The 24,928-nt window shown below is 58.2% G+C and carries 22 protein-coding genes; 13 read left to right on the top strand and 9 right to left on the bottom strand.

Annotated elements, in window-relative coordinates:
• Position 1: 1 nt before the first annotated feature.
• Positions 2-748 carry a Fe-S cluster assembly ATPase SufC gene (gene sufC / locus CWI75_RS11250; protein WP_101521589.1) on the bottom strand — a complete coding sequence of 249 codons (747 nt, stop codon included), beginning with the start codon at positions 746-748 and terminating at the stop codon, positions 2-4.
• A 49-nt stretch (positions 749-797) separates the two neighbouring features.
• Entirely contained in the window at positions 798-2,237 is a 1,440-nt protein-coding gene (gene sufB, locus CWI75_RS11245; RefSeq protein ID WP_101521588.1) for a Fe-S cluster assembly protein SufB, read from the bottom strand.
• 212 nt (positions 2,238-2,449) lie between these two features.
• Here sufB and CWI75_RS11240 point away from each other — a divergent pair, with 212 nt between their 5' ends.
• Positions 2,450-2,824: a hypothetical protein gene (locus CWI75_RS11240; RefSeq protein ID WP_101521587.1), complete on the top strand. Its 375-nt coding sequence runs from the start codon at positions 2,450-2,452 to the stop codon at positions 2,822-2,824.
• Here the strand turns inward: CWI75_RS11240 and CWI75_RS11235 are convergent, their stop codons facing one another.
• Complete coding sequence (locus tag CWI75_RS11235) at positions 2,825-3,262, bottom strand: acyl-CoA thioesterase (protein WP_101521804.1); 438 nt, start codon at positions 3,260-3,262, stop codon at positions 2,825-2,827.
• 3 nt (positions 3,263-3,265) lie between these two features.
• The gene (gene msrB / locus CWI75_RS11230; RefSeq protein ID WP_101521586.1) at positions 3,266-3,754 is read right to left on the bottom strand and encodes a peptide-methionine (R)-S-oxide reductase MsrB; all 489 of its coding nucleotides are present in this window, start codon (positions 3,752-3,754) and stop codon (positions 3,266-3,268) included.
• Positions 3,755-3,854: 100 nt separating this feature from the next.
• Here msrB and CWI75_RS11225 point away from each other — a divergent pair, with 100 nt between their 5' ends.
• The 9 genes from CWI75_RS11225 (at position 3,855) to CWI75_RS11185 (ending at position 14,899) form a co-directional block, all read left to right on the top strand.
• Positions 3,855-5,546 carry an acyl-CoA dehydrogenase family protein gene (locus CWI75_RS11225; RefSeq protein WP_101521585.1) on the top strand — a complete coding sequence of 564 codons (1,692 nt, stop codon included), beginning with the start codon at positions 3,855-3,857 and terminating at the stop codon, positions 5,544-5,546.
• 98 nt (positions 5,547-5,644) lie between these two features.
• Positions 5,645-6,295 (top strand): ATP-dependent zinc protease family protein, encoded by a 651-nt coding sequence (locus CWI75_RS11220; protein ID WP_101521584.1) that lies wholly within the window; start codon positions 5,645-5,647, stop codon positions 6,293-6,295.
• A 9-nt stretch (positions 6,296-6,304) separates the two neighbouring features.
• Positions 6,305-7,828, top strand: coding sequence for an inactive transglutaminase family protein (locus CWI75_RS11215; protein ID WP_175580214.1), 1,524 nt, complete (start codon positions 6,305-6,307; stop codon positions 7,826-7,828).
• Positions 7,825-8,799, top strand: a complete 975-nt coding sequence (locus tag CWI75_RS11210) for an alpha-L-glutamate ligase-like protein (protein ID WP_175580213.1) — start codon at positions 7,825-7,827, stop codon at positions 8,797-8,799. The genes CWI75_RS11215 and CWI75_RS11210 overlap by 4 nt, the downstream gene beginning before the upstream one ends.
• A gap of 161 nt (positions 8,800-8,960) precedes the next feature.
• Positions 8,961-10,268, top strand: coding sequence for a DEAD/DEAH box helicase (locus tag CWI75_RS11205; RefSeq protein ID WP_101521583.1), 1,308 nt, complete (start codon positions 8,961-8,963; stop codon positions 10,266-10,268).
• Positions 10,269-10,384: 116 nt separating this feature from the next.
• The gene (locus CWI75_RS11200) at positions 10,385-12,112 is read left to right on the top strand and encodes an alkaline phosphatase D family protein (RefSeq protein ID WP_101521582.1); all 1,728 of its coding nucleotides are present in this window, start codon (positions 10,385-10,387) and stop codon (positions 12,110-12,112) included.
• Between the two features lie 97 nt (positions 12,113-12,209).
• Positions 12,210-12,575 (top strand): hypothetical protein, encoded by a 366-nt coding sequence (locus tag CWI75_RS11195; RefSeq protein ID WP_101521581.1) that lies wholly within the window; start codon positions 12,210-12,212, stop codon positions 12,573-12,575.
• A gap of 79 nt (positions 12,576-12,654) precedes the next feature.
• Positions 12,655-13,167: a hypothetical protein gene (locus tag CWI75_RS11190; RefSeq protein WP_146003582.1), complete on the top strand. Its 513-nt coding sequence runs from the start codon at positions 12,655-12,657 to the stop codon at positions 13,165-13,167.
• A 73-nt stretch (positions 13,168-13,240) separates the two neighbouring features.
• Entirely contained in the window at positions 13,241-14,899 is a 1,659-nt protein-coding gene (locus CWI75_RS11185) for an AMP-binding protein (protein ID WP_101521579.1), read from the top strand.
• A gap of 18 nt (positions 14,900-14,917) precedes the next feature.
• On the opposite strand, the gene CWI75_RS11180 is transcribed toward CWI75_RS11185, so the two are convergent.
• Both CWI75_RS11180 and folE read right to left on the bottom strand, forming a co-directional pair.
• A complete protein-coding gene (locus CWI75_RS11180) occupies positions 14,918-16,192 on the bottom strand; it encodes an MFS transporter (protein WP_101521578.1) in 1,275 nt (424 codons plus the stop codon).
• 138 nt (positions 16,193-16,330) lie between these two features.
• Entirely contained in the window at positions 16,331-17,011 is a 681-nt protein-coding gene (gene folE / locus CWI75_RS11175) for a GTP cyclohydrolase I FolE (protein ID WP_101521577.1), read from the bottom strand.
• Between the two features lie 240 nt (positions 17,012-17,251).
• Here folE and CWI75_RS11170 point away from each other — a divergent pair, with 240 nt between their 5' ends.
• From CWI75_RS11170 to ppc, 3 genes are read left to right on the top strand one after another with little or no spacing between them, the layout of a single operon-like run.
• On the top strand, positions 17,252-18,274 hold the full coding sequence (locus tag CWI75_RS11170) for a type I glyceraldehyde-3-phosphate dehydrogenase (protein WP_101521576.1): 1,023 nt from the start codon (positions 17,252-17,254) through the stop codon (positions 18,272-18,274).
• Entirely contained in the window at positions 18,274-19,272 is a 999-nt protein-coding gene (gene gap, locus CWI75_RS11165; protein ID WP_101521575.1) for a type I glyceraldehyde-3-phosphate dehydrogenase, read from the top strand. Before CWI75_RS11170 ends, gap begins: the two co-directional genes overlap by 1 nt.
• A gap of 17 nt (positions 19,273-19,289) precedes the next feature.
• Positions 19,290-21,932, top strand: coding sequence for a phosphoenolpyruvate carboxylase (gene ppc / locus CWI75_RS11160; RefSeq protein WP_101521574.1), 2,643 nt, complete (start codon positions 19,290-19,292; stop codon positions 21,930-21,932).
• Between the two features lie 18 nt (positions 21,933-21,950).
• Here ppc and CWI75_RS11155 read toward each other — a convergent pair whose 3' ends face one another.
• The 3 genes from CWI75_RS11155 to CWI75_RS11145 are packed head-to-tail and all read right to left on the bottom strand — an operon-like array spanning position 21,951 to position 24,885.
• Positions 21,951-22,655 (bottom strand): LutC/YkgG family protein, encoded by a 705-nt coding sequence (locus CWI75_RS11155; protein ID WP_101521573.1) that lies wholly within the window; start codon positions 22,653-22,655, stop codon positions 21,951-21,953.
• Positions 22,652-24,073 (bottom strand): lactate utilization protein B, encoded by a 1,422-nt coding sequence (locus CWI75_RS11150; RefSeq protein ID WP_101521572.1) that lies wholly within the window; start codon positions 24,071-24,073, stop codon positions 22,652-22,654. The genes CWI75_RS11155 and CWI75_RS11150 overlap by 4 nt, the downstream gene beginning before the upstream one ends.
• Positions 24,070-24,885, bottom strand: a complete 816-nt coding sequence (locus CWI75_RS11145) for a (Fe-S)-binding protein (RefSeq protein ID WP_241521181.1) — start codon at positions 24,883-24,885, stop codon at positions 24,070-24,072. Before CWI75_RS11145 ends, CWI75_RS11150 begins: the two co-directional genes overlap by 4 nt.
• Positions 24,886-24,928: the final 43 nt, after the last annotated feature.

The raw sequence follows: 24,928 nt of genomic DNA, 5'->3' as shown, positions 1-24,928 counted from the left end.
ATCAGGCGACGTCCTCCAGCCAGCCATAACCACGCTCTTCCAGTTCCAGAGCAAGGGACTTGTCACCGGATTTTACGATCCGGCCACCAGAGAGTACGTGTACAAAATCCGGTTCAATAAAGCTCAGCAGACGCTGGTAGTGGGTGACCAGAATAAAGCTGCGGTCGGGGCTGCGCATCGCATTGATGCCGTTTGCAACTACTTGCAAGGCATCAATATCGAGACCGCTGTCGGTCTCGTCCATAATGGCAAGTTTTGGTTGTAGCAGCATCATCTGCATCAGTTCGTTACGCTTTTTCTCTCCACCCGAAAAGCCTTCGTTAACGCCGCGCTTCAGAAAAGAGATGTCCAGATCCACATTTTTGCAGGCCTCGCGGGCCTGTTTCATGAAGCTGACGCTGTCGATTGCGGGTTCCCCACGCCGTTCGCGAATGGAATCCACCGAGGCCTTGAGAAATTCCATATTGCTCACACCCGGAATTTCAACCGGGTACTGGAACGACAGGAAGACACCCAGGTGGGCCCGTTCCTCGGTTTCCAGTGCCAGCAAATCCTGTCCCTGGAATGTCACCGAGCCGGCGCTCACGGTGTAACCCGGCCGCCCTGCAAGCACATGCCCGAGGGTGCTCTTGCCGGAGCCATTGGGGCCCATGATGGCATGGATTTCCCCGGCCTTGATGTTGAGATTGAGACCTTTGAGAATAGCCTGGCTTTCAACCCTGGCGTGCAGGTTGTCAATTTTAAGCATTGTGTAGTCGCTCCACGGCACGGCCCGGAGCCGTGCGATTTCAGTTTGCTCAGCCTACGGATCCTTCGAGGCTGACTTCCAGTAACTTGCCTGCTTCCATGGCAAACTCCATGGGCAGCTGGCGGAATACTTCCTTGCAGAAGCCGTTAACGATCATGGAGACCGCTTTTTCGGCATCAAGCCCCCGTTGCTGGCACAGGTACAGCTGATCATCGCTGACCTTGGACGTGCTGGCCTCGTGTTCAATTATCGCGCTGGGATTGCGGCTTTCTATGTAGGGAAATGTATGCGCGGCGCAGGTATCGCCGATAAGTAACGAGTCGCACTGGGTATAGTTGCGCGCACCGTCGGCCCGGGGGCTCATGCGCACCAGGCCGCGGTAGGCATTGGAACTTTTGCCGGCGGAAATACCCTTGGAAATGATGGTGGACCGTGTGTTCTTGCCCAGGTGTATCATCTTGGTGCCGGTGTCCGCCTGTTGGGCGTTATTGGTCAGCGCGACAGAGTAGAATTCGCCGATACTGTTGTCGCCCCGGAGGATGCAGCTCGGGTATTTCCAGGTGATCGCGGACCCTGTCTCAACCTGTGTCCAGGAGATTTTGGCATCGCGGTGGGCTACACCCCGTTTGGTAACAAAGTTATAGATGCCGCCCTTGCCCTCGGCGTCGCCCGGATACCAGTTCTGTACCGTGGAATACTTGATTTCAGCGCCGTCGAGGGCCACCAGTTCAACCACCGCTGCATGCACCTGGTTTTCATCGCGCATTGGTGCGGTACATCCTTCAAGATAACTGACGTGGCTGCCCTCATCGGCAATGATCAGGGTGCGCTCAAACTGTCCGGTATTGGCTTCATTTATCCGAAAATAGGTGGACAGTTCCATCGGGCAACGTACGCCTTTGGGAATGTAGACGAAGGAACCGTCACTGAAGACCGCGCTGTTCAGGCCGGCATAGAAGTTGTCCTTGCGCGGCACCACGCTGCCCAGGTATTTGCGCACCAGGTCGGGGTAGTCCTTGACCGCTTCCGAGATGGAGCAAAAAATAACACCGGCCTCGTACAGTTTCTCACGGAAAGTGGTGGTGACCGACACCGAGTCAAACACGATATCCATGGCAACACCGGCCAGCACTGCCTGCTCGTGCAGGGGAATACCAAGCTTGTTGTAGGTGGCGATAAGCTCGGGATCCACCTCATCCAGGCTTTGGGGCCTGTCTTTCATCGCCTTTGGCGAAGAGAAAAATGATATCTCGTTAAAATCCACCGGCGGATACTGCACATGCGCCCATTCCGGCAGAGCCATTTCCCGCCAGCTACGATAGGCCTCCAGACGCCACTCCAGCAGCCATTCCGGCTCGTTTTTACGAGCGGAAATAAAGCGCACCACATCTTCGTCAAGCCCGGGTGGCAGGGTGTCCGACTCGATATCGGTGGTGAAACCCGCCGCATATTCCTTGTGGATTGCGCGATCAATCTGTTCCTGCGACATAATTCACTGACCTGTTGTGGGGGGTGTTGTCGTAATACCCGAGTATTTTAGTCGAGTATACAGGTGGGTGCAATGCCGCGGCGTCCGGGCCGCCCTTGCGGGCTTGCAACAGGTTCACAGCAAAGTCCGGATTATCAAATTCTGGCCATTAAAGGCCGGTTCATGCAACATTGACAGGATAACAGTTTATTAACCTCTGGAGAGTAATAACAATGACCACAACCTTACGGGTTTTTTCTGCACTGCTGGGTGTGATTTTTACGGCGATCTTCCTGCTCTGGTTGCTGGAGCCGGGGCGTGCCGCGGAAGCCCTGGGGATGCCGCTACTGGAAGGTGTCGCGCGCAATACCCAGGTGGGTGACTTTACCGCGTTCTTTTTTGCCCTGGCCGCCTTTATCGGGCTGGGTGTCGTTCGGCAGCAGCCTACCTGGTTATGGTCTGCCAGCCTGGTGCTCGGGGCCGCGGCCGTCTTCCGTTTGTCCGCTGCGGCGATGCACGATGCCACCCTGGTGTTGTCTTCGGTGATTATCGAGGGGGTCGGTGCAGCGATTCTGCTGGCCTATGCCTCCCGGCTTGAGCGCCGTTAATCAGGCCAGCTCGGGCTGGCATCGAATAATAGCCTCCCTGAACGATCCGGGGATAGGCATTGGGTTCCGGCTTTCCTTATCCACGAACACCTGGGTCAGGCTACCCCTGGCCAGGATGGTGTCGTCAGTGAGCTGCAGCAGGAAGGCCAGCTCGGCACTGGAAGTGCCCAGTCGGGTATAACCTACGCCGACCGTCACATTGTCGTAGGCCTTGCACTCGCCAACATAATCACAATTGATATTAACTGTGAAAATAAAGCAGGGAGCCTGTTGCGGGTTCATCGCATTCAGGCCCAGGGATTCCATATAAAAGCCGGCAACCTCGTCGGCATAGACCAGGTAGTTGGCGAAATAGAGGTGGCCCTGGGCGTCGGTATCACTGAAACGCACCCGGATTGAGTCCGTATAAGGGAGGCTGGGGCTACCCATGGTGACCATCAATCAATTGGCTCCAGGTGCTGGCTTTGCGTGCGCCTGATCTCCGCTGTCATCGCGTTTTTGTAGCGCGGCGGCATTCATGCAATAGCGCAGGCCACCCGGAGGTGGGCCATCGGGGAACACGTGGCCCAGGTGGGCGCCACAGGTGTTGCACAGCGCTTCTATGCGATTTCTGCCGAACGACGGGTCATTGTGGTAGGCAATTGCGTTTTCAGCCACAGGCTGGGTGAAGGATGGCCAGCCTGTGCCTGATTCGAACTTCTGATCGCCGGCGAATAGCAGCGTGTCGCAACATACACAGCTATAATCACCGGGTTCAAAGCGCGAGCACATTTCATTACTGAAAGCGCGCTCGGTGCCGGCCTGGCGGGTAACATGATATTGCTCGGGAGAGAGCAGGGCGGCCCACTCCTCATCGCTGCGCTCCACGGTCTGGTCGGGTGCCGGGTTACCCTCGTTGGCAAAGCGCAGGACATCATTCCAGGTGAGCATGTTAACTTCCTCTTTGGCATTGGACAGAGTGACTTCGGGCTGGAAATGGTAATATCAACCCGTTTTGGATGCTACTGATACTGTTTTTACGGAGATCAAGATGACAACCAGTGACATTTTTTCCCCTGATCCACACCTGGCCAACACGCACGACGTGTTCAACCAGGCCGACCTGCTGGTGGACTACAACCTGTATCAGGGCGATGTGGCGCTGCGCGAGGCGGTTCACCGCCACGGTGCCGGCTGGGCAGAGGCTGAGATCAGTGCTCATGGCGCCCGTTGTGGTTCCAGCCAGGTCTATGAGTGGGGTTTCCTCGCCAATGAGTACAAGCCACAGTTCTATTCCCACGATCGCCAGGGACACCGTATTGACCAGGTGCGATACCACGAAGCATACCATGCATTAATGGCAATGGGCCTTGAAGCCGGGTTGCACAGTAGCCCGTGGACAGATCCGGGCCCTGGCGCTCATGTCGCCAGGGCGGCGAAGTATTTCATGCAGGCGCAAATAGAGTCCGGGCACGGTTGCCCGTTGACCATGACTTTTGCAGCGGTTCCTTCTTTGCGGCTGACACCGGCTGTGGGCGAGCAGTGGATCCCGGGCGTATTGGCGAATGCCTACGACCCGACCAATCGACCACACACTGAGAAAAAGGCGCTCACTATTGGTATGGGCATGACCGAAAAACAGGGCGGCTCCGACGTTCAGGCCAATACCACCCGCGCCGAGCCCGTTGGGGGTTCCGGCCCTGGCGCCGCCTATGAACTGGTGGGCCACAAGTGGTTTACCTCCGCACCCATGTGCGATGGCTTTCTGGTGCTCGCCCGAACTACCGCCGGGCTTTGTTGTTTTCTGGTGCCGCGCTGGCGTCCCGATGGCAGCAAAAACCCATTACAGGTACAGCGCCTGAAAAACAAAGTCGGGAATATCGCCAATGCCTCATCCGAGATAGAACTGCGCGGTGCGCTTGGGTGGATGATCGGCGAAGAGGGGAGAGGTGTGGCAGCCATTATTGAAATGGTTGCCATGACACGGTTTGATTGCATGATCGGCTCGAGCGCGGCGCAGCGCCAGGGAGTCAGCCAGGCGGTTCACCACGCGCGGGGCCGCAGTGCATTCGGCAAGCGGCTGTTTGATCAGCCGCTGATGCGCAATGTGCTTGCGGATCTTCAGCTGGAGGTGGAGGGCTCGCTGGCCTTCACCATGCGTATGGGCGAAGCGCTGGATCGCAGTCTCGCCAGGGGCGGAGACGACCATGAAAAACTTCTGCTTCGCCTGGGTTTGCCCACCGGCAAATACTGGATCTGCAAACGCACCCCCCAGCATGCCTATGAGGCAATGGAGTGTATGGGGGGCAATGGTGTTACTGAAGAATTCATTAGCGCGCGGCTGTATCGCGATGCCCCGATAAACGCCATCTGGGAAGGCTCGGGCAATGTGCAGGCGCTGGACATGCTGCGAGCTCTCAAGCGCAGCCCCGAGGTGCTCGATACGTGGTGGCAGGAGCTCGACAAGAGCCGTGGCGAGGACGCCACTCTTGATGCGGCAGTGGCGAAGCTACGCAGTGAACTTGCCGATACCGGCGAGATCGAATACCGCGCCCGCCACCTGGTTGACCAGTTGGCGCTGGTGATGCAAGCCAGTTTGCTGATTCAGGCGGGCAATCATGCAGTTGCCGACGCCTTTGTCAGCTCCCGAATTGCACAAACCGGGGCACGCAACTATGGCACCCTGCCGCGCGGTGTTGATATGGATGAGCTGCTTGGGCGTGCGCTGCCGCTCGCGGGTTGAATGAGGTATGAACGGGAGCATGATTTATCCTGTCGCGCTGCAGTATACTGGGACCTCGCGGCCTCGGGCCGGTATGTCACGTTAAAGTAAGGAACCTCATGTCGGCTTCGTTAAAGGCTTTTGTTGTTGTCTCCGTACTGGTACTTGCAGGCTGTCAGTCAATTCCTGGTTTTGAACCCGAGCCGGCTCCCGCCTGCCCGGTTATCGAACCTCGGGAGTGCCCCGCCTGTGAAGTACAGCAGTGTCCGGAGCCGGTGGTGATAGAGAGAATCGTGTTGCAGCCTGCACCGGTACCGGAGCCGTTACCCGAGCGTCCGGTTACGGGTGGCGAGCTGGACCTGCCGATAATCGGCAGGGTCGAGTTTGTACAGGTGGAGCCGCCGGGGTTGCGCCTGGAGGGGTTGATCGACACGGCAGCTGCCATCAGCACCATCAGTGCCAGCGACATCAGCCTGCTGGAAAAAGACGGTGAGCGGTATGTAAGCTATAGCCTGCTCGATCCCGATACGGGCGAGGCGCACACACTGGAGGCCCCGCTGAGGCGACGCAGCATGGTGCAACATGCGGATGGCAGCACGACCCGCAATTATGTCGTGTTGATGTGGCTTGCGCTGGGCGACAGTCGCGCCCGGGTAGAGGTCATTCTTTCCGAAAAAACCGGCATGGCCTATCCCCTGCGGGTAGGTCGTAACCTCCTTACTGACTTCGCGATAGTAGACGTCAGTCGACAGCACGCCCTTGATAAATAAGCAGCCATCATGATTGCATCGCGAACCAAAGTCGGGCTCGTTGCCGGCGCTCTCATCCTGTTTGGCCTCGGCCTGACGGCATACAAGGTTATCAGCCTGGATCTGCCGTTGTGGCCGGGTGAATCCCGAGAGGTCTGGACTATTGAATCCAAGATCAGTTTCAAGCCTACCGATGGGCCGGTGGAGGTAGAGTTGCAGATGCCCCAGGCCCTGGGGGGCTGGGTGTTACTGGAGGAACATTTTGCCTCGTCCGGTTTTGGCTTTTCGGTGCTTGAGCAGCCCTCGGGGAAAATCGCCCGCTGGAGCCGGCAAACACTGGAATACCCAACCACCCTGTATTACAAGATACAGGGATATCGGGCGCACCAGGACGACTTGCCGGACTTGCCGGTAACCGAATCGGCTCCTCCCTTGCTGGAACCTGACCAGGACGCGGCCATGGAGCGACTGGTTGCTGACCTGCGTGAGCGCTCCAGTGGGGCTTTGACATTTACCTCCCTCCTTATACAGGCCTTGACGCAACCAGAGCCAGGCCAGGATGCCGAGTTCCTGTTGGGTACCTATCGGCAAACTCCGGTGCAGGTGATGCTGGATGTGCTCGCCTACGCCGGAATTCCGGCCCATACGGTGCGTGGCATACGACTGCAGGACGGGCGTCGGCGCCAGACCCTGAGTGCATTACTGGAAGTTCACGACGGCGAGGACTGGCAGTTGTTTGATCCGGAAACCGGAGCCAGTGGTCTGCCAGATGACTTCTTTATCTGGCAGCGTGGTGACGGTGCGGTGCTGCGGGTGATGGGCGGTCGCGACTCCCGGCTTGAGTTTGCGCTTTTAAGCAATAGCCTGCCAGCCAAGACCGTAGTCAGTATGGAGCAGCGCAGCGACGACTTTGCCCTGCTCAACTTTTCGATATATGCACTGCCAGTAGAACAGCAGGGTATTTTCAAGGGCATCCTGTTGTTGCCGGTGGCGGCATTTGTGGTCGTCCTGATGCGGATCCTCGTGGGCATACGCACCTCGGGGACGTTTATGCCGATTCTCATCGCACTGGCGTTTTTGCAAACCACGCTATGGGTCGGGCTGGGTATCTTTCTGACCCTGGTGAGTGTGGGGCTATGGATACGCTCCTGGCTCAGCTACCTCAATCTGCTGTTGGTGGCGCGGGTCTCGGCGGTGGTTATCGTGGTGATTCTACTGATGGCTGCTCTGGCTCTGGTCAGTTACAAACTGGGTGTCGACCAGGCACTTACCGTCACCTTTTTCCCAACCGTTATCCTTGCCTGGACCATAGAGCGAATGTCGATTCTGTGGGAGGAAGAGGGCGGACGTGAAGTCCTGATGCAGGGCGGCGGTAGTCTGCTGGTTGCTGTCCTGGCCTATCTGGTGATGTCGATATCAGTGGTTGAACATCTCACCTTCAACTTTCCCGAGTTGCTGGTCAGCCTCCTCGGCGTGATTCTGCTGGTGGGCAAGTACACTGGTTACCGACTCTCAGAGCTGTACCGTTTCCGCAACATGGTAAACATGAAGTGATCCGTCTGGTATCGCCTGCCACGCTGCGTCGCCTTGGTATTCTGGGAATGAACGGCCGCAATATCACGTATATCGGTGGCAACAACCCCCGGCGCAATTATCAGCTGGTCGATAACAAGCTGTTGACCAAACAGGCGGCCATCGAACGCTCTATTGCCGTCCCTGAGCTGTATGGTGTTATAGACCACCAGTTCCAGATTGATGGAATGCTGGAGCAACTCGAAGGCCGGTCTGCGTTCGTGATCAAGCCGGTGCAGGGCAGCGGCGGCAAGGGTATTCTGGTCATTACCGCGCGCGATGGTGACCGGTTTATAAAATCCAGTGGCGCTGTGATCAGTGCCCATGACCTTCGTCGCCATACATCCAATATCCTGGCGGGACTGCACAGTCTGGGCGGACGCAACGATTTTGCGATGATCGAGGCACTGATTGATTTTAATCCCGCACTTGCGGAATACAGCTACGAAGGGGTGCCTGATATTCGTGTGATTGTTTTTCGCGGCGTGCCAGTGATGGCGATGATGCGTTGCGCGACCCATACCTCGGACGGCAAGGCAAATCTGCACCAGGGTGCGGTAGGGGTGGGGATAGATATCGCTACCGGCCGCAGTATTGCTGCCGTACAGAAAGGTTCGCTGGTGACTCACCACCCCGATACCGGTGCCTGCTTCAAATCCCTGCACCTGCCCGACTGGGAAATCATTCTTGACCTGGCTGCAAGCTGTGCCGAAATGAGTGGTCTGGGTTATCTTGGTGCAGACATTGTGCTGGACCGGCAGCGGGGGCCCATGTTGCTGGAGCTCAACGCGCGCCCGGGGCTGGCGATTCAGGTCGCCAACCAGGAGGGCCTGGTACATCGCCTCCGAATCGCCGAGGAAATCGCCGCCAGCGCGCCGGATCACGATGCGCGGATCCGTCTGGCAAAGGAGCATTTTCATGTTCCCCAGGGTGCGGCTATAGCGCCTCCCTGAGACGCTGCAAGCGCCTGGTTTCGACTGCCAGGACTAAACACCGCTTGCAAAATCGGCCGGTTTTGTTAGTATGCTCGGCAACGCACCCGCTGACGGTGCAGTACGTCTTCGTCAGCATCCGTTACCCCTCTACATTACATTCCTCCACGAGATTGCTGATAATGACCTTTGACACCCTTGGGCTGTCCGACAGCCTGTTGCGCGCTATTGTTGACCAGGGCTATACCACGCCCTCACCCATTCAGGCGAAAGCCATCCCTCTTATCCTTGACGGCAAGGACGTCATGGCCGCTGCCCAGACCGGTACCGGTAAGACCGCTGCCTTTACTCTGCCGTTGCTGCAGCGTCTTATGGGCGGCAAGGCTGTGCGGCCGAACCGCTGTCGCGCGCTGGTGCTGACGCCTACCCGGGAACTTGCCGCGCAGGTTCAGGAAAGTGTTCGCGACTATGGAAAATACGACGAATTCAGTTCTGCCGTAGTGTTCGGCGGTGTCAAGATCAACCCTCAAATCGCCCTGCTCAAGCGCGGCGTTGATGTCCTGGTGGCAACCCCCGGTCGCCTGCTGGACCTCCACGGGCAGGGTTTTGTTGACTTCAGTGACGTTGAAGTTTTGGTCTTTGATGAAGCCGACCGGATGCTGGATATGGGCTTCATCCACGACATCAAGCGCATCGTCAAGCTATTGCCTGTCCGTCGCCAGACACTGATGTTTTCAGCAACGTTCTCTGCCGAGATCACCAAACTTGCCCAGGGTTATATGCAGGATCCGCTGAAGGTTGAGGTGAGTACACCCAATGCAACGGCCGATACGGTGGTGCAATGGGTGTATCCGGTGGACAAAAAGCGTAAGTCGGCACTGCTCAGCCATCTGGTGCAGTCGCATTCCTGGCACCAGGTACTGGTATTTACCCGCACCAAACACGGTGCCAACAAGCTTAGCCAGCAGCTTGAAAAAGATGGTATTCGCGCTGTCGCGATACACGGTAACAAGAGCCAGAATGCGCGTACCAAGGCGCTGGGCGACTTCAAGAAGGGCAGGATACAAGCCCTGGTGGCAACCGATATTGCCGCCCGCGGCCTGGATATCGAGCAGCTGCCCCAGGTAGTCAACTTTGACCTGCCCAATATCGCCGAGGACTACGTGCACCGCATCGGTCGCACCGGCAGGGCCGGCGCTGCCGGTCACGCGTATTCACTGGTGAGCGCGGATGAAGCCGATTACCTCTACGGTATTGAAAAGCTGATCCGTAAAACCCTGCCACGGGAAGAAGTGGACGGGTTTGAACCAGAGCACGCAGTGCCTGAAGGACGTCCGGGCACCAGTGCCCGCCCCGCGTCCCGGAACCGGCCCCAGGCGCGACGTGGTAATGCCGACGCAGCCGGCCGCAGCCAGTCTCGTGGCCGTCGCGGCGGCGGCAGCGGTGGTAGTGCTAATGGTACTGCCAACGGTAATCGCACGGCGCGTTAATGCTTCCGGGAGACCCCGGAACTGTATCACGGCGTGACCCTCGTGCTTGCGCCAGCACCCTCTTCCTGTAATGCTGTAAGTCACAGGCAGCGATCTGCTGCACAGGGGAAGAAAAAATGTCCGACAATAATGATTTTCGCCGGCGCACCCTGGTAAAAGGTATTGCCGCGGCGTCACTATTACCACTTCTTGGCAGCAACCTTATTGCATGTTCCGACAGTAGGGATCTGGTGCCGGAGCCCGCCGGTGTGGCGGCTCAATTCAACCACGGTGTGGCGTCCGGTGATCCTCTGGCGGATCGTGTGATTCTGTGGACGCGGGTTACTCCCGATGAGGAGGGCTTCGTTGATGTCGAGTGGGAAGTCGCCAGTGATGAAGACTTCACTGATATTGTACGTAGTGGCGCCGGGGTTACCGACGCTGCGGTAGACTTTACCGTCAAAGTCGACGTGGATGGTCTCGCTCCCGGCACTTCCTATTTCTACCGGTTCCGGGTTATCGACCGGGTTTCTCCGGTCGCGCTTACCCGAACGGCACCCGCCGGTGCTGCGGCGAGCGCGGTATTCGCAGTGGTTTCCTGTTCCAACTATCCTACAGGCTTCTTTAATGTCTATCGTGAAGTCGCCCTTCAGGAGGTAGACGCTGTGCTTCATCTGGGCGATTATATCTACGAATATGCCCCCGATGGTTATGCCAGTAGTAATGCCGAGGCCCTTGACCGGGTGGTAACACCTGCCACTGAAATCGTGACACTCAGTGATTATCGCGCGCGCTATGCCCAGTATCGTACTGATCCTGACTTGCAGGCAGCGCACGCGGCGCACCCGTTTATCGTGGTGTGGGATGACCACGAAATCGCCAATGATACCTGGCGGGAGGGCGCGGAAAACCACGACCCCGACAGTGAAGGCGAGTTTTCCGAACGCCTGGCCTCGGCTATTCAGGCCTGGTATGAGTGGCTGCCGGTGCGACCGCCAGCTAATGAGCAGGAGATTATTTACCGCCTCCTGCCCTATGGCGACCTGCTTGACCTGGTGATGCTTGATACCCGGGTTATCGGCCGTGACCAACAGTTCGTGTATCCGGATTTTGTCACCGGTGGCGTCATTGACGTTGCGGCTACGCGAGCTGCGGTCAGCGACAGCCGCCGCACGCTGCTCGGCGAGACCCAGCTCACCTGGCTCAAGGATAAACTGACCAGTTCAAATGCCCGCTGGCAAGTGCTGGGGCAGCAGGTGCTGATGGGTCGCTACGATCTGCCGTCTCCGGTACTCCAGGCCCTGGAGCCGAGTATCGCCGGGGATGATCCCCTGGCCGAGGGTGTTGCAGCGGTGCTGGCTGCGGTGGCTGCAAAGAACAAACCACCTGCCGAACGCACTCCCGAAGAGCAGGCGCTGCTGGATTCCGCCATTCCCTACAATCTTGATGCCTGGGATGGTTATGGCTTTGAGCGTGATGAGGTGCTGGAATTTGTCGCCCAGCTCGACAAGCGGATGATAGTATTGGCGGGTGATACCCACAACAGCTGGGCGTCACAGTTGCGCACGACTTCGGGACAGGTCGCAGGCGTCGAATTTGCCACATCGAGTGTTACCTCGCCGGGTCTCGAGCTGGTTCTTGGCGCCGATGCCGCCGCTTTCTTTGCGCCGCTGATGACGACCCTGGTGGATGACCTGGTGTATGCGGATTTCAATAACAGGGGCTATCTGACGGTTCGCTTTGAGCCCGAGACAGTGACAGCGGAATGGCGCTATGTATCCGCCATAGACAGCCGCGATTACGTGTTGAATGAAGAAGCATTCCACCAACGCATAGTGAATCATAGCGATCTGGTATTGAGCTGATACCACCGGTATATTCCTGAAACGATCACATTACCCGGCATACCGTTATTCTTGCGGGACTATGGCGCGGGTATACCACCTGAAGATGAGAGATGTCATGAAACCCAGTATTCGAATCCTGTTGCCCGCTCTGTTGCTGGCACTCACGGCGGGCTGTGCCCAGTATGAAAACCGGCGCGGTGTTGAGGCCACCTGGGCATACGCTATTGCAGATATGAAACCCGGGGAAACCACGCGCAGTGAAGTGTTGGGGCTATTGGGGCCGCCGTCACAATTAATCGCTCTGGAGGAAGAGACCGTACTTTATTACCTGTTCGAACGCTCCGACGGTGAAGCGCTTATCCTGGTATTTTACAACCGGATGCAGATCGATACCCGCTACGATCGTGCAATCTTCTTTTTTGACGAAAATGATGTACTGACTGATCTTGCCAGTCATGTCGCTGTGCCAGCGAGTGCTTAGTATGCGCTGCACTGCGTTGCTTCTGATGTGCGTCTGTCTTGCCGCCTGCACTCAGTGGCGATATGACCTCGGCGAACCCTTGTCGCCGGCCGCACCGCAGATTGCCGCCGAGACAGCGTTACCGCTGGGTGAAGTTCTGGCGCGGCTGGGGCCGCCGTTGCGTATCTCTGCCCTGCCGGGAGGATTTGCCCTGGCCTGGGAATATTGGGAGATTCGGGAAAACCTGCTGGGTTTCAGCCTCGGGGCCATGGGGGTCGATTTTCTGTCTATTGACTGGGGTGAAGCGCATGCGCGGTCACAGTTCCTGTTGCTCAACTTTAACGATGAGCATCGACTCACTGGCGGCAGTTACCAGGCGAGGGAAGGCGTGGCGGGGGGAGGCGGTTCGGTGCAGCCCTTTGTCAGTATTGTGCCGGTAGTCGATATAGAAGACATGGTTGAGCATCTTCCCCAGCACGCCTGGGGTCGCGGGCAGCTGGAGCCTCTTCCGATCAGCCTTAATCGCAAACAGTCTCCCGACCAAGGGCAGGGCGGGGTCTCCCAACGCGACACACCGGTTGGCATTGGCCAGCAAGCGCTTGAATTGCGTTAGTATTGGTAACCGTTTCAGGATTCCGTAAAATCAGACAAGATTTTTACCTACTATAAAAAAGGACATCTTCACTATGGTGCACGATACCCTACCTGCAATACTCGGCCACTGGGCACAACACTGTCCGGATAAGGTCTGGTTGAAGGACCTGTTACCGGAAGGTTCTCGCGATATTACCTGGGGCGACGCTGCCGCTGATATTGCAGCAATGGCGGCGATGCTGGAGCATCATTTTGGCCATGGTGAACGGATGGTGTTGCTGTCGCGTAATTGCGCCCACTGGTTCCTCGCCGATCTTGCCATTATCAGTTCCGGCAATATTACGGTCAGTATGTTTACAACCCTGCCGGCGAGCACGGCCCGGTATATTCTCGACTTTACCGGGGCTTCGGTCGTTGTGGTCGGTGAAACCAGCAACTGGGCGGGTGTTCGCGAGGTGTTGCCCGAGGGCGCCACCCTGATCACTCTGCCGGGAGTAGATCTGGAGGAACCACACCTCAAATGGGAGGAGCTGCTGGCGGAATGGCAGGGCAAAAAACCCAGCTACCAGTGTCAGGCGGATGATGTCATGTCACTGGTCTTCACCTCGGGCACCACCGGCTTGCCCAAGGGCGTTATCCAGACCCATGCGACCAATATTGTCCCCATTACCCGCTTTCAGGATGCCTTCGGCATACGGTCGGAGCCACGCTATTTTTCCTACCTACCGCTGTCGCATATCGCCGAACGCCAGATTGTTGAATTTTCCTCAATCGTCTCCTGTGGCGAGGTGAGCTTCAACCAGAGCCTGGAAACCCTGGCCGCTGATTTGCAACGCGTTCATCCACACATGTTTTTCGGCCCACCCCGCGTGTGGGAGCAGCTCAAGCAGGCGGTAATCGCCGGGTTTGGCGGCAACGAGGCGCTCGAACAGGCACTGGCGCAAAATGGGGAAGCCATAGGCGCCGCAGTACTGGCCCAGCTGGGGCTGGACGAGGTGGAGTATTGCCTGGTTGCCGCCGCGCCAACCCCGCCCGCGCTGATCCATTGGTGGGACCGCCTGGGTCTTACCTTGATGGAAGGCTTCGGCCAGACTGAAGCCATGGGGGTGATCTGCAGCAGTGCTGACAGGCGCCGGATAGGTTCGATTGGTATGCCAGTGGGTGATGTCGAATACCGCATCAGCGAAGAGGGAGAATTGCTGATACGCGCGGGTGGTTGTACACCGGGATATTATAAACAGCCTGAGAAAACAGCCGAACTGGTTCAGGATGGCTGGCTGTACACCGGTGACAAGGCGAGAGTCGACGAAGACGGCTTTATCTACCTTACCGGCAGGGTCAAAGACTATTTCAAGACCATTCAGGGAAAGTTTGTTGCGCCACCACCGATAGAGGGCGAGTTTGCCAAAAATCCGCATACGGAGCAGCACTGCCTGTTGGGCCGCGGTTACTCGAAAACGGTGATGGTGGCCGTATTGAATGAAGCGGCTCGCTTGCGCGCGGAACACGAGATCGGCGATGTTATCCAGCAAATGGTGCACGGTATCAATGAAACACTGGAAAAACATGCACGCATTGGCGCGGTGATTCTCACGGCCGACACCTGGACGATCGAAAATGAGGTGCTCACTCCGACCCTCAAGATCCGCCGGGAAAAAGTTGAGGAACGTTTTGGCGAACTGGCAGAAGCCCTGGCCCGGCGTTCCGCGGAGGAGCGCGAACTGTTGCTGCACTGGATGGAACGCAGCTAGCCCGCTCCCCGGAGGCCTTTAGCTGGCGGGCGTCACATCAGGCACCACGGGCTGCAGGTCACCCTCGTAATCTTCCGGGCCACGAGGGTCCAGGCCAAAGCCGGTCGGCGCCACTTCCGTAGCGGCCGCCGAGAAAGGCAGCTGGTCCTCGGCGGCAACGATTTGTTCACGGTCGCGTGTCTGAACGGCGAAATAGACCGAAAACAGCGCGCACAAAGAGGCAAATGACCAGAATAAAGCGGTGGCATCAAAAAAGCCCATTAACTGGCCCAGCACCAGCGGGGCACTGGCGGCGCCGAGGGCGTTGAGTAACAACACCGAGGTACCGATTTCCACGAATTCCTCGACGCTCGAGTTGTCCGCCGCGATCGCCAGCGATATTGCGTAAACCGGCATGGTTACTGCCCCGAACAGGAATACCATCAACAGGTGTATGTTGGTGCCTACTGTCAGTGCCACGGCCACGGCAGTGGCGACCCCGGCGAGGGCCAGAAACAGTATTACATAGCGACGATCAACCCTGTCCGAGACCCAGCCAAATGGGTACTGGAACAGAGCTCCACCGGCAATGGCCGCAGTGATGAACCAGGTAACATCGGCGACAGTGCTGCCGTAACGGCGGGCGAACAGAGCCCCCAGGGCCCAGAACCCCCCCACCACGAAGCCGGATAAGAGAGTGCCGGCAAATGCCGTGCGCGAGCGGTGGTAGAGCAGACCCAAACGTATCCGGGTTGATTCAACAGGCGCGGGCGCCAATCTGCTGGTCAGCCCGACCGGCACAATAGCCAGGGCCATGAAAATCGCTGCGAGTGTAAAGGGTGTTGAGCTGTCAGCGGAGCCGACATTAATCAGAATCTGCCCCATAGCCATTGAACCGAGAATGATAAAGGTATAAATGGCCAGAACCTGGCCCCTGGAATCTGATGAGGTCTGGTCGTTGAGCCAGCTTTCTATGACGGTATAGAGCCCGCAGATCACCGCTCCGGTCAAAAACCGCAATATCAGCCAGGGCAGCCAGCCATCGAGCATTTCAAGGCAGAGAATGGCAGTAATCATTAACGCGGTGAGCACTGCAAAGCTGCGAATGTGACCCACTTTCGCGATAATCCGCGGGTTCAGGAAAGCCCCCGCCAGAAAACCCAGGAAATAACAGGAGGCACTCACGCCGATAAGGAAGTCGGACAACCCATTGCTGGTTCCCCGGAGCGGGAGCAGCGTCAGCTGCATGCCCTGGCCAATCAGCAATAGCGAAGTGGATAACAGCAGCGAAGTAAGGGTAAGCAGCGCTCTCATGGTGAACTCGGTGTGGGTCAGGACAGGTATCTCAGGGCGCGCAGAATACACCCTTTACCAGCACCGCAAAACCATAATGAGCATAAAAAAGCCCGGCATGTGGGCCGGGCAGGGGTACCGTGTTCCTCGAGGGGGGGGTTAGTTGAGGAACTCGGCTCTGGTGCTTGGGGTTTCCTTGAAGGCGCCACCGAGTGAAGTGGTCCGGGTGCGTGAATTGCCATCCATTACCCCTCTGGACTTTACGCAATAGTGAACGGCATTGATGCTGACCGCTACGTCTTCCGTTTCCAGCAAGGTTTGCAGTGCCACGAGAATCTGCTGGGTGAGACGCTCCTGTACCTGGGGCCGTTGGGCGAAAAAGCGTACGATACGATTGATCTTCGACAGGCCGATAATCTTGTTGCCGGGAATATAGGCGACCTTGGCAGTGCCATCGATGGTAACAAAATGGTGCTCACAGGTACTTACCAGGCCAATGTCGTCAATCTGCACCATTTCCTCAACCTGCATTTTGTTGGCGATGACGGCTATTTTGGGAAAGTGACTGTAATCGAGCCCGGAAAAAATCTCATCCACATACATGCGTGCTATGCGACTCGGTGTGTCGCAGAGGCTGTCGTCGGTAAGGTCCAGCCCCAGGGTCTGGGTAATGTCGGTGAAAGCGGCGGCAATTTTCAGGTATTTTTCGTCGCGCGTGAGGCCATTATCGACCAGCGGCGTTTCCAGCCCCTTGTCCAGAAGCGCCTGACGGACACTCGCGGCCTCCGGCGAGAGAGTGTGGGAGAAGGTGATATTTTTCTTGGCCAGGGCAGGTGTCATAGGGTCTCTCCAGTGCGTTTGCGATAATTACGCACCCTGCGCAAGGCTGGATTGGTGGCCCCGGTATTGAATCCAATGCCTGTCCATCTATTTGTAGACAATAAGTGGACAGACTATGGGATGGATAGTATTCACAAGCCCGGTTGGTCTGCTCTCCACCTGCAGAATATGAAGCCTTTTGCACGCCATTGGACTATGGTTGAGGAGTTGCTTCACTTCATTTTGGGAAGGAGACTCATAATGCCACAACAACAGCCTGTTCGGGTGGGGCTGGTGGGTTTTGGCCAGACAGGTCGCCAGATCTACGACCTGGCGTCCCGCAGTAACGATGTGGAGGTGGTCGCTATTGCTGATATCGGTCAACCGGATATTCTGCACTATCTGCTCTGTGCGGAAACCCGGGATGCGGAGCGCCATACGCTGGAAGGTAATTTTCTGGTTAATCCGCGTTTTCGCGCCCGTCTGATGCACATGAACGAGCCCCGGGAAATGCCCTGGGACCTGTTCGATGTGGATATGGTTATTGATGCCACAGGCAACTTTCGCCAGCGCCATTTTATGGAGGCGCACCTGAATAATGGTGCGCGCCGTGTGTTGTTACGCACCTTGCCAGGGGATGACATTGATCGCATTGTGATGCCCGGAATCAATGGCGGCGACGCTCGGGTCGAAGATCGCATGCTTTCCGCCGGTTCCGCAACAACCACGGCCCTGTGCCTGTTGTTGCATGCCCTGTCCCGGGAATTTGCCATCAATTGCGGCAGCATGACCAGTATCCACGCATATACCTCTGACCAGGCACTCCAGGATTATGCGGGCAGTGACTACCGCCGCAGTCGCTCTGCCGCAGAGAACATTATCCCCAACAGTCACGAAGCCGGGCTCTGGCTCGGGCGTATTCTCCCTCAGTTTGAGGGCAAGATCGTTACTTCCGCTCTCAATGTCCCCATTCACGAAGGCTGCCTTCTGGACGTGAACCTGGTATTTGCCGACAGCGGAGTGACTGCGGATGCAGTCAACGATGCCATGCGCCGGCAGGCGTCATCTTACCCGGGAATTCTCGATGTTGTGGAAGATCCCGTGGTTTCTTCGGACATTATCGGCAATGCCCACTCGTTGGTGTTCGATACCCAGGGAACCCTGAAGGCGGGAAGCTACACGGTCAAAACCCTGGGTTGGTACGAGACTCTGGGTCATGCGGCCCGGCTACTGGATGTGGTGCGTTTGTACGCAGCACTGGATCAGCAGGGAGGGGCGGCGTAATGAAAATTGCAATTAATGGTTTTGGTCGTATCGGTCGCTCCGTATTCCGGATCCTGGAGGATGTGCCGGGTATAGACGTGGTGGCAATCAATGACCTGTTTGACTTTGGGGCGCTGCGCTACCTGCTGGATTACGACACGGTAATGGGGCCTTTTGGCAAGGCGCTGGCGCTTGAGGGCGATGAGTTTGTCACCGCCAAGGGCCGGGTGAAACTGCTTAGTGAACGCGACCCCAGTGCGTTGCCATGGGCTGCAATGGGTATCGATGCGGTAGTGGAATCCACGGGCGTGTTCCGCAAACGATCACAGCTGGAACAGCATCTTCAGGCCGGGGCCGGGCGTGTGGTCCTGACGGTGCCGGCGAAAGATGCGATCGACTACAGCGTCGTACTCGGGGTTAACGACGATGGCCTGAAGCCGGAGCATCGTCTTATTTCCAATGCCAGTTGCACGACCAATTGCCTGGCGCCGATGGCCAGTGTACTCGACCGCGCCTTCGGTATTGAGGAGGGAGTCATCAACACGGTGCACGCCTACACCAACGACCAGCGTCTGGCGGATGTCCCTCATTCGGACTGGCGGCGCAGCCGCGCAGCGGCGGAAAATATCATTCCGACATCCACCGGTGCGGCCAAAGCCGTGGGCGAGGTGCTTCCGCAGCTCAAGGGAAGGCTGCACGGCATGGCTGCCCGGGTCCCGGTGCCGGACGGCTCGGTGGTCGATCTGTTTGTTACGCTTGCGCGCCCGACCACCGTACAGGAGGTGCATGATGTGGTGCGGACGGCCGCGCTATCATCTCAACTCAAGGGCATCCTCCAGTATTGTGACCGGCCGATTGTGTCCTCTGATATCATTGGCAATCCTCACTCTTCAATTTACGATGCCGGGTTCACCGCGGTGGTTGAGCAGCGCTATCTGCGAGTACTTAACTGGTACGACAATGAATGGGGTTATTCCAGCCGTGTCTGTGATTTGCTGGCGCGTCTTGACCAACTGTAAAAGGAGCTACAGCGATAGTGGAACAACGGGAGGACTACAGTCTTTTACGCAGTAATGTCAGCTTTCTGGGGCGCCTGCTGGGCGAGACCATTGCCACTGCCAATGGTGACGCTTTTCTGGAACTGGTGGAAAAGATACGGCGTTTGTCCAAATCAGCTCGCAGTGATGCGGGGTCTGCCAGTGACGGCTCGGCTCACGAGGAATTGCTGGAGGTACTGCGAACGCTGGATAATGCACAGCTGGTGCCGGTGGCGCGCGCCTTCAGCCAATTCCTGAACCTGGCCAATATTGCCGATCAACACAATACCGTATCCCGGCAGATGGATCCGCTGTTTTCAGCATCGCGGAACCTGCAGGGTAACTTTGCGGAGTTGTTGGCGGAGGGCGTGTCCAACGAGGCGATTGTGAATGCGGTCAACAAACTCAGCATTGATCTGGTGCTGACCGCCCACCCGACCGAGATAATGCGACGTACACTGATCCACAAGCACACCGAGATTGGCCGCTGCCTGTCCCAGCTTGAGCTTCAGGGACTTACCGAGCGCGAGCAGGAAGCCTTGCAAAACCGGCTGCGTGAGCTTATCACGCAGATCTGGTATGGCGATGATTTCCGCGTTGAGCGACCAACCCCGGTGGCAGAGGCCAAATGGGGTTTCGCCGTGGTTGAAGATTCGCTGTGGCGAGCGGTGCCGGAATTCATGCGCCGGCTTGACAGCGCACTGTTCCAGGCCTGTGGAGCGCGCCTGCCACTGACTGCCGCACCGGTCGCTTTCGGCTCCTGGATGGGTAGCGATCGCGACGGTAATCCGAATGTTACGGCGGTGGTTACCGAGGAAGTACTCTGGCTGAGTCGCTGGCAGGCTACGGAGCTGTATCTCCGGGACGTGAACCAGCTACTGGAAGAGCTGTCGATGACGGCTTGTAACAAGGCCCTGCGCGCTCTGGCTGGTGACTCCCACGAGCCATACAGGGCAGTATTGAGGATGCTACGGGAGCGCCTGCGCAATGACCTGAAGATGATTGAGGACGCGCTTGCAACCGGCGAGCCGCCGGAGCAACCACTGCTGCGTGAGGCTGACATCTGGCAGCCTCTGGAGCTGTGCTACCAGTCCATGCTGGAGTGCGGGATGCCCAGTATCGCCGATGGCGGTTTGCTTGACCTGCTGCGCCGGGTCCGTTGTTTTGGGGTGCATTTGCTGCGTCACGACGTGCGCCAGGACAGCGCACGGCATACCGAAGTGCTGTCGGAATTAACGACTTACCTTGGCCTGGGTGATTACGCGGCATGGGATGAACCGGCGCGGTGTGCGTTTCTGACCCGCGAACTGGCAAGCAGGCGACCACTGGTACCACCGCGCTGGCAGCCCTCCGCCGACGTTGCCGAAGTCCTGGCCACATTCGCGGTTATTGCCCGGCAGTCCCGAGAGACCCTGGGTGCTTACGTTATTTCCATGGCACGGCAGGCGTCTGATGTGCTGGTAGTGCATCTGCTGCTGCGCGAGGCCGGGGTGCCTTTTGATCTGCCCGTTGCGCCCTTGTTTGAAACGCTGGACGACCTGGCACGCGCCCGCGAAGTGGTTTCTTCGCTGCTTGCGGACCCCTGGTTCCGCGGTCATATCGGCGGCCAATTGATGGTGATGATCGGTTATTCCGATTCCGCCAAGGATGCCGGCGTCCTGTCTGCGGCCTGGGCACAGTACCGTGCCCAGGAAGACCTGCTGGCGGTTTGCCAGCAGCACGACGTTAAACTGACCCTGTTTCATGGCCGCGGCGGCACCATTGGTCGCGGTGGCGCACCGGCGCAGGCAGCACTGCTTTCGCAGCCACCGGGTTCGCTGGAACAGGGGCTGAGGGTGACAGAGCAGGGTGAAATGATTCGCGCCAAGCTCGGCTGGACCTCACTCGCGGTGAAGACACTGGCCCTTTATACCTCTGCCATTTGCCGAGCCAACCTGCAAACTCCTCCTGCGCCGGAGGCAAGCTGGCGCGCAATGATGGATACCCTCGCCGTTAAATCCTGTGAGGACTACCGGCATATCATTCGTGAAGAACCTGATTTTATCGACTATTTCCGTCATGCCACACCGGAACAGGAACTGGCGGGCCTGCCCCTTGGGTCGCGACCCTCGCGGCGGCGTGGCGGCGGCGGTATTGAGAGCCTGCGCGCCATTCCGTGGATTTTTGCCTGGTCGCAAAACCGGCTGATGCTGCCGGCCTGGCTTGGTGCCGGGAGTGCATTGCAGGAGGCGCTGGATCGCGGTGACGCAACCTTGTTGCGGAAAATGGCAGCGGCCTGGCCTTTCTTCGCGACGCGCCTGTCGATGCTGGAAATGGTTTATGCCAAGGCGGATGTAGGCCTGTCAGCCTATTATGACGAGTGTCTCGTTCCGGCCCCGCTGCGTCATCTTGGCGATACCCTGCGCGGGCAGTTACAGCAGGATATCGCCACGGTATTGAAGATCAGCGACAGCGATACACTGCTGTCGGACTCGCCCTGGATCCGGGAATCCATCCAGTTGCGCAATATCTATACCGACCCCTTGAACGTACTGCAGGCAGAACTTTTGAAGCGCCAGCGTCAGCAGCCTGAGCCTCTACTCGAGCAGGCTGTTATGGTGACCATTGCCGGTATTGCCGCGGGGATGCGCAATACCGGCTGAGTTTATTCCGACAGACTCTCAGGTGAGCGTGGCAGCCAGCTTGACGGCATCCACCAGTGCCTGGGGCGGGGTGTCGCCCACCAGGATCACATGCCATCGGCGTGGCCCGTGGGCGCCCATCACCAGCTGTGCCTCTACATCGGCTGTGCTGGAGGGGCCGGCGATAAACTGGATCCCGCGCGGCCAGTGATCCGCTGGCTGGTCCCGGCGAATCCGCTGCCAGGCGTCCTCCAGCGAAACCACAAGGTCCTCGGTGTTGACGAGCACCAGATGGTCTTCCGGTAACAGATTGTTGCGCCCGGGGTTGGCCCTTCCGGTATAGGTAACTACTGAGCCGGTTTCAGCAACCGCCAGCCGGGCATAACTGAGCGCCGCAGTATCACCATTCTCCGCAGCACCGAATCGTGGCAGCACGCCGGCATCCCGCCAGGGCATGGCCGCTATTCGTGGATCATTGCCGGCCACCAGTTTGTAGGTACGAAAGCGCTGGTACAGATATTTGCCGACCATTTGCACTGCAATTTTACGATCTGCTGCGAGCTCGGCACTGCCCTTGTTGGCCAGTACATTGGCGAGAAAGGCGGTGCGTGGGTCGGCGCTGGGCATGCGCGCAGGGGCAGCATAGCCCAGGGCCTTGAGCTTGCGGGCGATTTGTTCCGGGGTGGCACTGGCACTGGTGCCGCGCAGCCGAGCCAGTATGTCATTACGGCTTGCTTCGCTCATGCCTTTTTACGCCTTTGTGCCGCCTGGTAGCGTTTCATGAAGGTCCCCCCTTGCGGCGCCGGGAAGTCCCGGTGGCCGGTCCAGCCGCCGGCAAAGGGCAGCGTGTGGAATGCTCCCCGGCGCCGGCCCAGCCACGCCAGCAGGGGCATCAAAAAGCCGGTGAGCTGGTGGTAAAGGCGTGGTTTACCGAGCAACCAGGCGTGCACTCGCAGGCCACGGCGCCAGCGTATCGGTGACAGCTTGCGCAGGGTTTCCTCGTGACGCAGGTCTCGCAACAAGTCGGGGAGGGGAATATTAGCCGGGCATATTTCCGCGCAACGCCCGCAGCTGGTGCAGGCATTGGGCAGCGCGTTGCTTTCTTCCAGCGATGTCAGCAGCGGCGTCAGCACTGATCCCATGGGGCCCGGATAAACCCAGCCATAGGCATGGCCACCGACGCCAACATAGATCGGGCAGGCATTGAGGCAGGCACCGCAGCGGATACAGTCGAGTATCTCCCGATAATCACTGGCGAGGATATCGCTGCGCTTGTTATCCAGCAGCACGATATGGGTCTCAAGGGGGCCATCGATTTCATCCTCGCGCCGGGGACCCGAATAAAAGCTCGTATAGCAGGTCTGTGGCTGGCCGGTAGCCGAGCGCACCAGCAATCGCTGCAGCGCCATCGCATCCTCTGCCCTGGGCAGGATACGCTCCAGTGTCGTACAGATGATCAGTACCGGAGGCAGGTTGGCACACAGGTCACCATTGCCCTCGTTGGTCACCAGCATCGATGTGCCCGATTCCGCGACCAGGGCATTGGCACCGATAATGCCTATGTCCGCCTTGAGAAAGTGATCACGCAACACACTCCTTGCCTCGGTAACAATATCGGTTACCTGCTCCAGCGCACGCTCGCCGAGTGAGTGTTTTTCCAGGAACAGCTGGCGAATTTCCGCCAGGGATTTGTGCAGTGCCGGGCCTACGATATGGCTGGGTGTTTCGCCCGCCTGTTGAATGATGTATTCGCCCAGATCCGTCTCGGTGACATCAAAGCCACCCAGTTGCAGGTGCTCATTGAGACCGGTTTCCTCGGTGACCATGGACTTGCCCTTGGCGATGCGACGCGCACCGTGCTGCTGGCAAATATCCAGGACAATGTTGTTCATCTCATCGCCGTTGCCGGCATAGTGAACCTGGTTGCCATTGCGCAGGGCGGTTTCTTCAAACTGGCCGAGATAGTGATCCAGGTGTTCCATGGTATGGCTGCGAACGCGCTTCATGTGCGCACGCAGCGCATCAAAATCACCGTAACGCTCCGCGGCCGCGTCCCGTGCCAGCGGCAAAAACAGGCCCAAGAGATCCCGGCGTTCCACCTTGTCGCTATCGCGCAGGGCTGCACTGGCCTGTTCCATAAAGTCAGGACTTGCGACTTTCACTGTTGCGGTTCCCCTATGCCCGGCCCTGTCGTCTCACCCACCAACAGCTCCGCAATGTGCCGCACTTCCAGGGTCAGGTCTCGCCTGGTAGCACGCCCGGCAATATTCAGCAGGCAGCCCAGGTCTCCGCCCACCAGCATATCCGCTCCGGTGGCTATCGCATGGTCCAGTTTGTCGTCCACCATCTTGCCGGAGATGTCCGGCATTTTTGCGCAAAAGGTACCGCCGAAACCGCAACAGACTTCGCTTTGGGATAATTCACTGACAGTAACACCGCAGTGGTCCGCCAGAAGCTTGCGCGGCTGTTCCCTGATCCCGAGTTCACGCAGTCCGGCGCAACCATCGTGATAGGTGACAGTGCGGCTCAGCGGTGGCCGTTTGCTGGAGCGGGGCAGGGGGGCCACTTCGGTCAGGAAGCGCGTTAGCTCCCAGGTTTTGGCTGCCAGTGCCAGCGCCCGTTCGCGCCATTCGCCCTCCAGCAGGGAGGGGTAGTGCCGGCATAACATGCCCGCGCAGGACCCCGAGGGCACCACCACGTAGTCATAGGGTTCAAAGGCGGCGATCACCGCCTTTGCCACCGGTACGGTGGCTTCAAGATCACCGCTGTTATAGGCGGGCTGGCCGCAGCAGGTTTGTTGTTCCGGTACCACTACCGCGCAGCCCGCACGTTGCAGCAGGCGGAGGCTGGCGAAGCCTACCGAGGGCCGCATCAGGTCAGCCAGGCAAGTGACCATGAGGGCAACCTCGCGCGATGGCGGCATACGTTTGCGTTTTCGCTTTGGCGGTGCCTGGTGCATTGGTTCATGGTCCATCGGTGGCAACTGCTCCCTGCTTTCCTGGCCGCGAAAGGGCCAG

The organism is Kineobactrum sediminis (assembly GCF_002868715.1).
Lineage (GTDB): Bacteria > Pseudomonadota > Gammaproteobacteria > Pseudomonadales > Halieaceae > Kineobactrum > Kineobactrum sediminis.
This window is presented reverse-complemented; position numbering and strand designations above follow the sequence as displayed.

Excerpts from the sequence above, each read along its gene's own strand:
- sufC (WP_101521589.1), bottom strand. The coding sequence starts at position 748 with ATGCTTAAAATTGACAACCTGCACGCCAGGGTTGAAAGCCAGGCTATT.
- sufB (WP_101521588.1), bottom strand. The coding sequence starts at position 2,237 with ATGTCGCAGGAACAGATTGATCGCGCAATCCACAAGGAATATGCGGCG.
- CWI75_RS11240 (WP_101521587.1), top strand. The coding sequence starts at position 2,450 with ATGACCACAACCTTACGGGTTTTTTCTGCACTGCTGGGTGTGATTTTT.
- CWI75_RS11235 (WP_101521804.1), bottom strand. The coding sequence starts at position 3,262 with ATGGTCACCATGGGTAGCCCCAGCCTCCCTTATACGGACTCAATCCGG.
- msrB (WP_101521586.1), bottom strand. The coding sequence starts at position 3,754 with ATGCTCACCTGGAATGATGTCCTGCGCTTTGCCAACGAGGGTAACCCG.
- CWI75_RS11225 (WP_101521585.1), top strand. The coding sequence starts at position 3,855 with ATGACAACCAGTGACATTTTTTCCCCTGATCCACACCTGGCCAACACG.
- CWI75_RS11220 (WP_101521584.1), top strand. The coding sequence starts at position 5,645 with ATGTCGGCTTCGTTAAAGGCTTTTGTTGTTGTCTCCGTACTGGTACTT.
- CWI75_RS11215 (WP_175580214.1), top strand. The coding sequence starts at position 6,305 with ATGATTGCATCGCGAACCAAAGTCGGGCTCGTTGCCGGCGCTCTCATC.
- CWI75_RS11205 (WP_101521583.1), top strand. The coding sequence starts at position 8,961 with ATGACCTTTGACACCCTTGGGCTGTCCGACAGCCTGTTGCGCGCTATT.
- CWI75_RS11200 (WP_101521582.1), top strand. The coding sequence starts at position 10,385 with ATGTCCGACAATAATGATTTTCGCCGGCGCACCCTGGTAAAAGGTATT.
- CWI75_RS11195 (WP_101521581.1), top strand. The coding sequence starts at position 12,210 with ATGAAACCCAGTATTCGAATCCTGTTGCCCGCTCTGTTGCTGGCACTC.
- CWI75_RS11185 (WP_101521579.1), top strand. The coding sequence starts at position 13,241 with ATGGTGCACGATACCCTACCTGCAATACTCGGCCACTGGGCACAACAC.
- CWI75_RS11180 (WP_101521578.1), bottom strand. The coding sequence starts at position 16,192 with ATGAGAGCGCTGCTTACCCTTACTTCGCTGCTGTTATCCACTTCGCTA.
- folE (WP_101521577.1), bottom strand. The coding sequence starts at position 17,011 with ATGACACCTGCCCTGGCCAAGAAAAATATCACCTTCTCCCACACTCTC.
- CWI75_RS11170 (WP_101521576.1), top strand. The coding sequence starts at position 17,252 with ATGCCACAACAACAGCCTGTTCGGGTGGGGCTGGTGGGTTTTGGCCAG.
- gap (WP_101521575.1), top strand. The coding sequence starts at position 18,274 with ATGAAAATTGCAATTAATGGTTTTGGTCGTATCGGTCGCTCCGTATTC.
- CWI75_RS11155 (WP_101521573.1), bottom strand. The coding sequence starts at position 22,655 with ATGAGCGAAGCAAGCCGTAATGACATACTGGCTCGGCTGCGCGGCACC.
- CWI75_RS11145 (WP_241521181.1), bottom strand. The coding sequence starts at position 24,885 with ATGGACCATGAACCAATGCACCAGGCACCGCCAAAGCGAAAACGCAAA.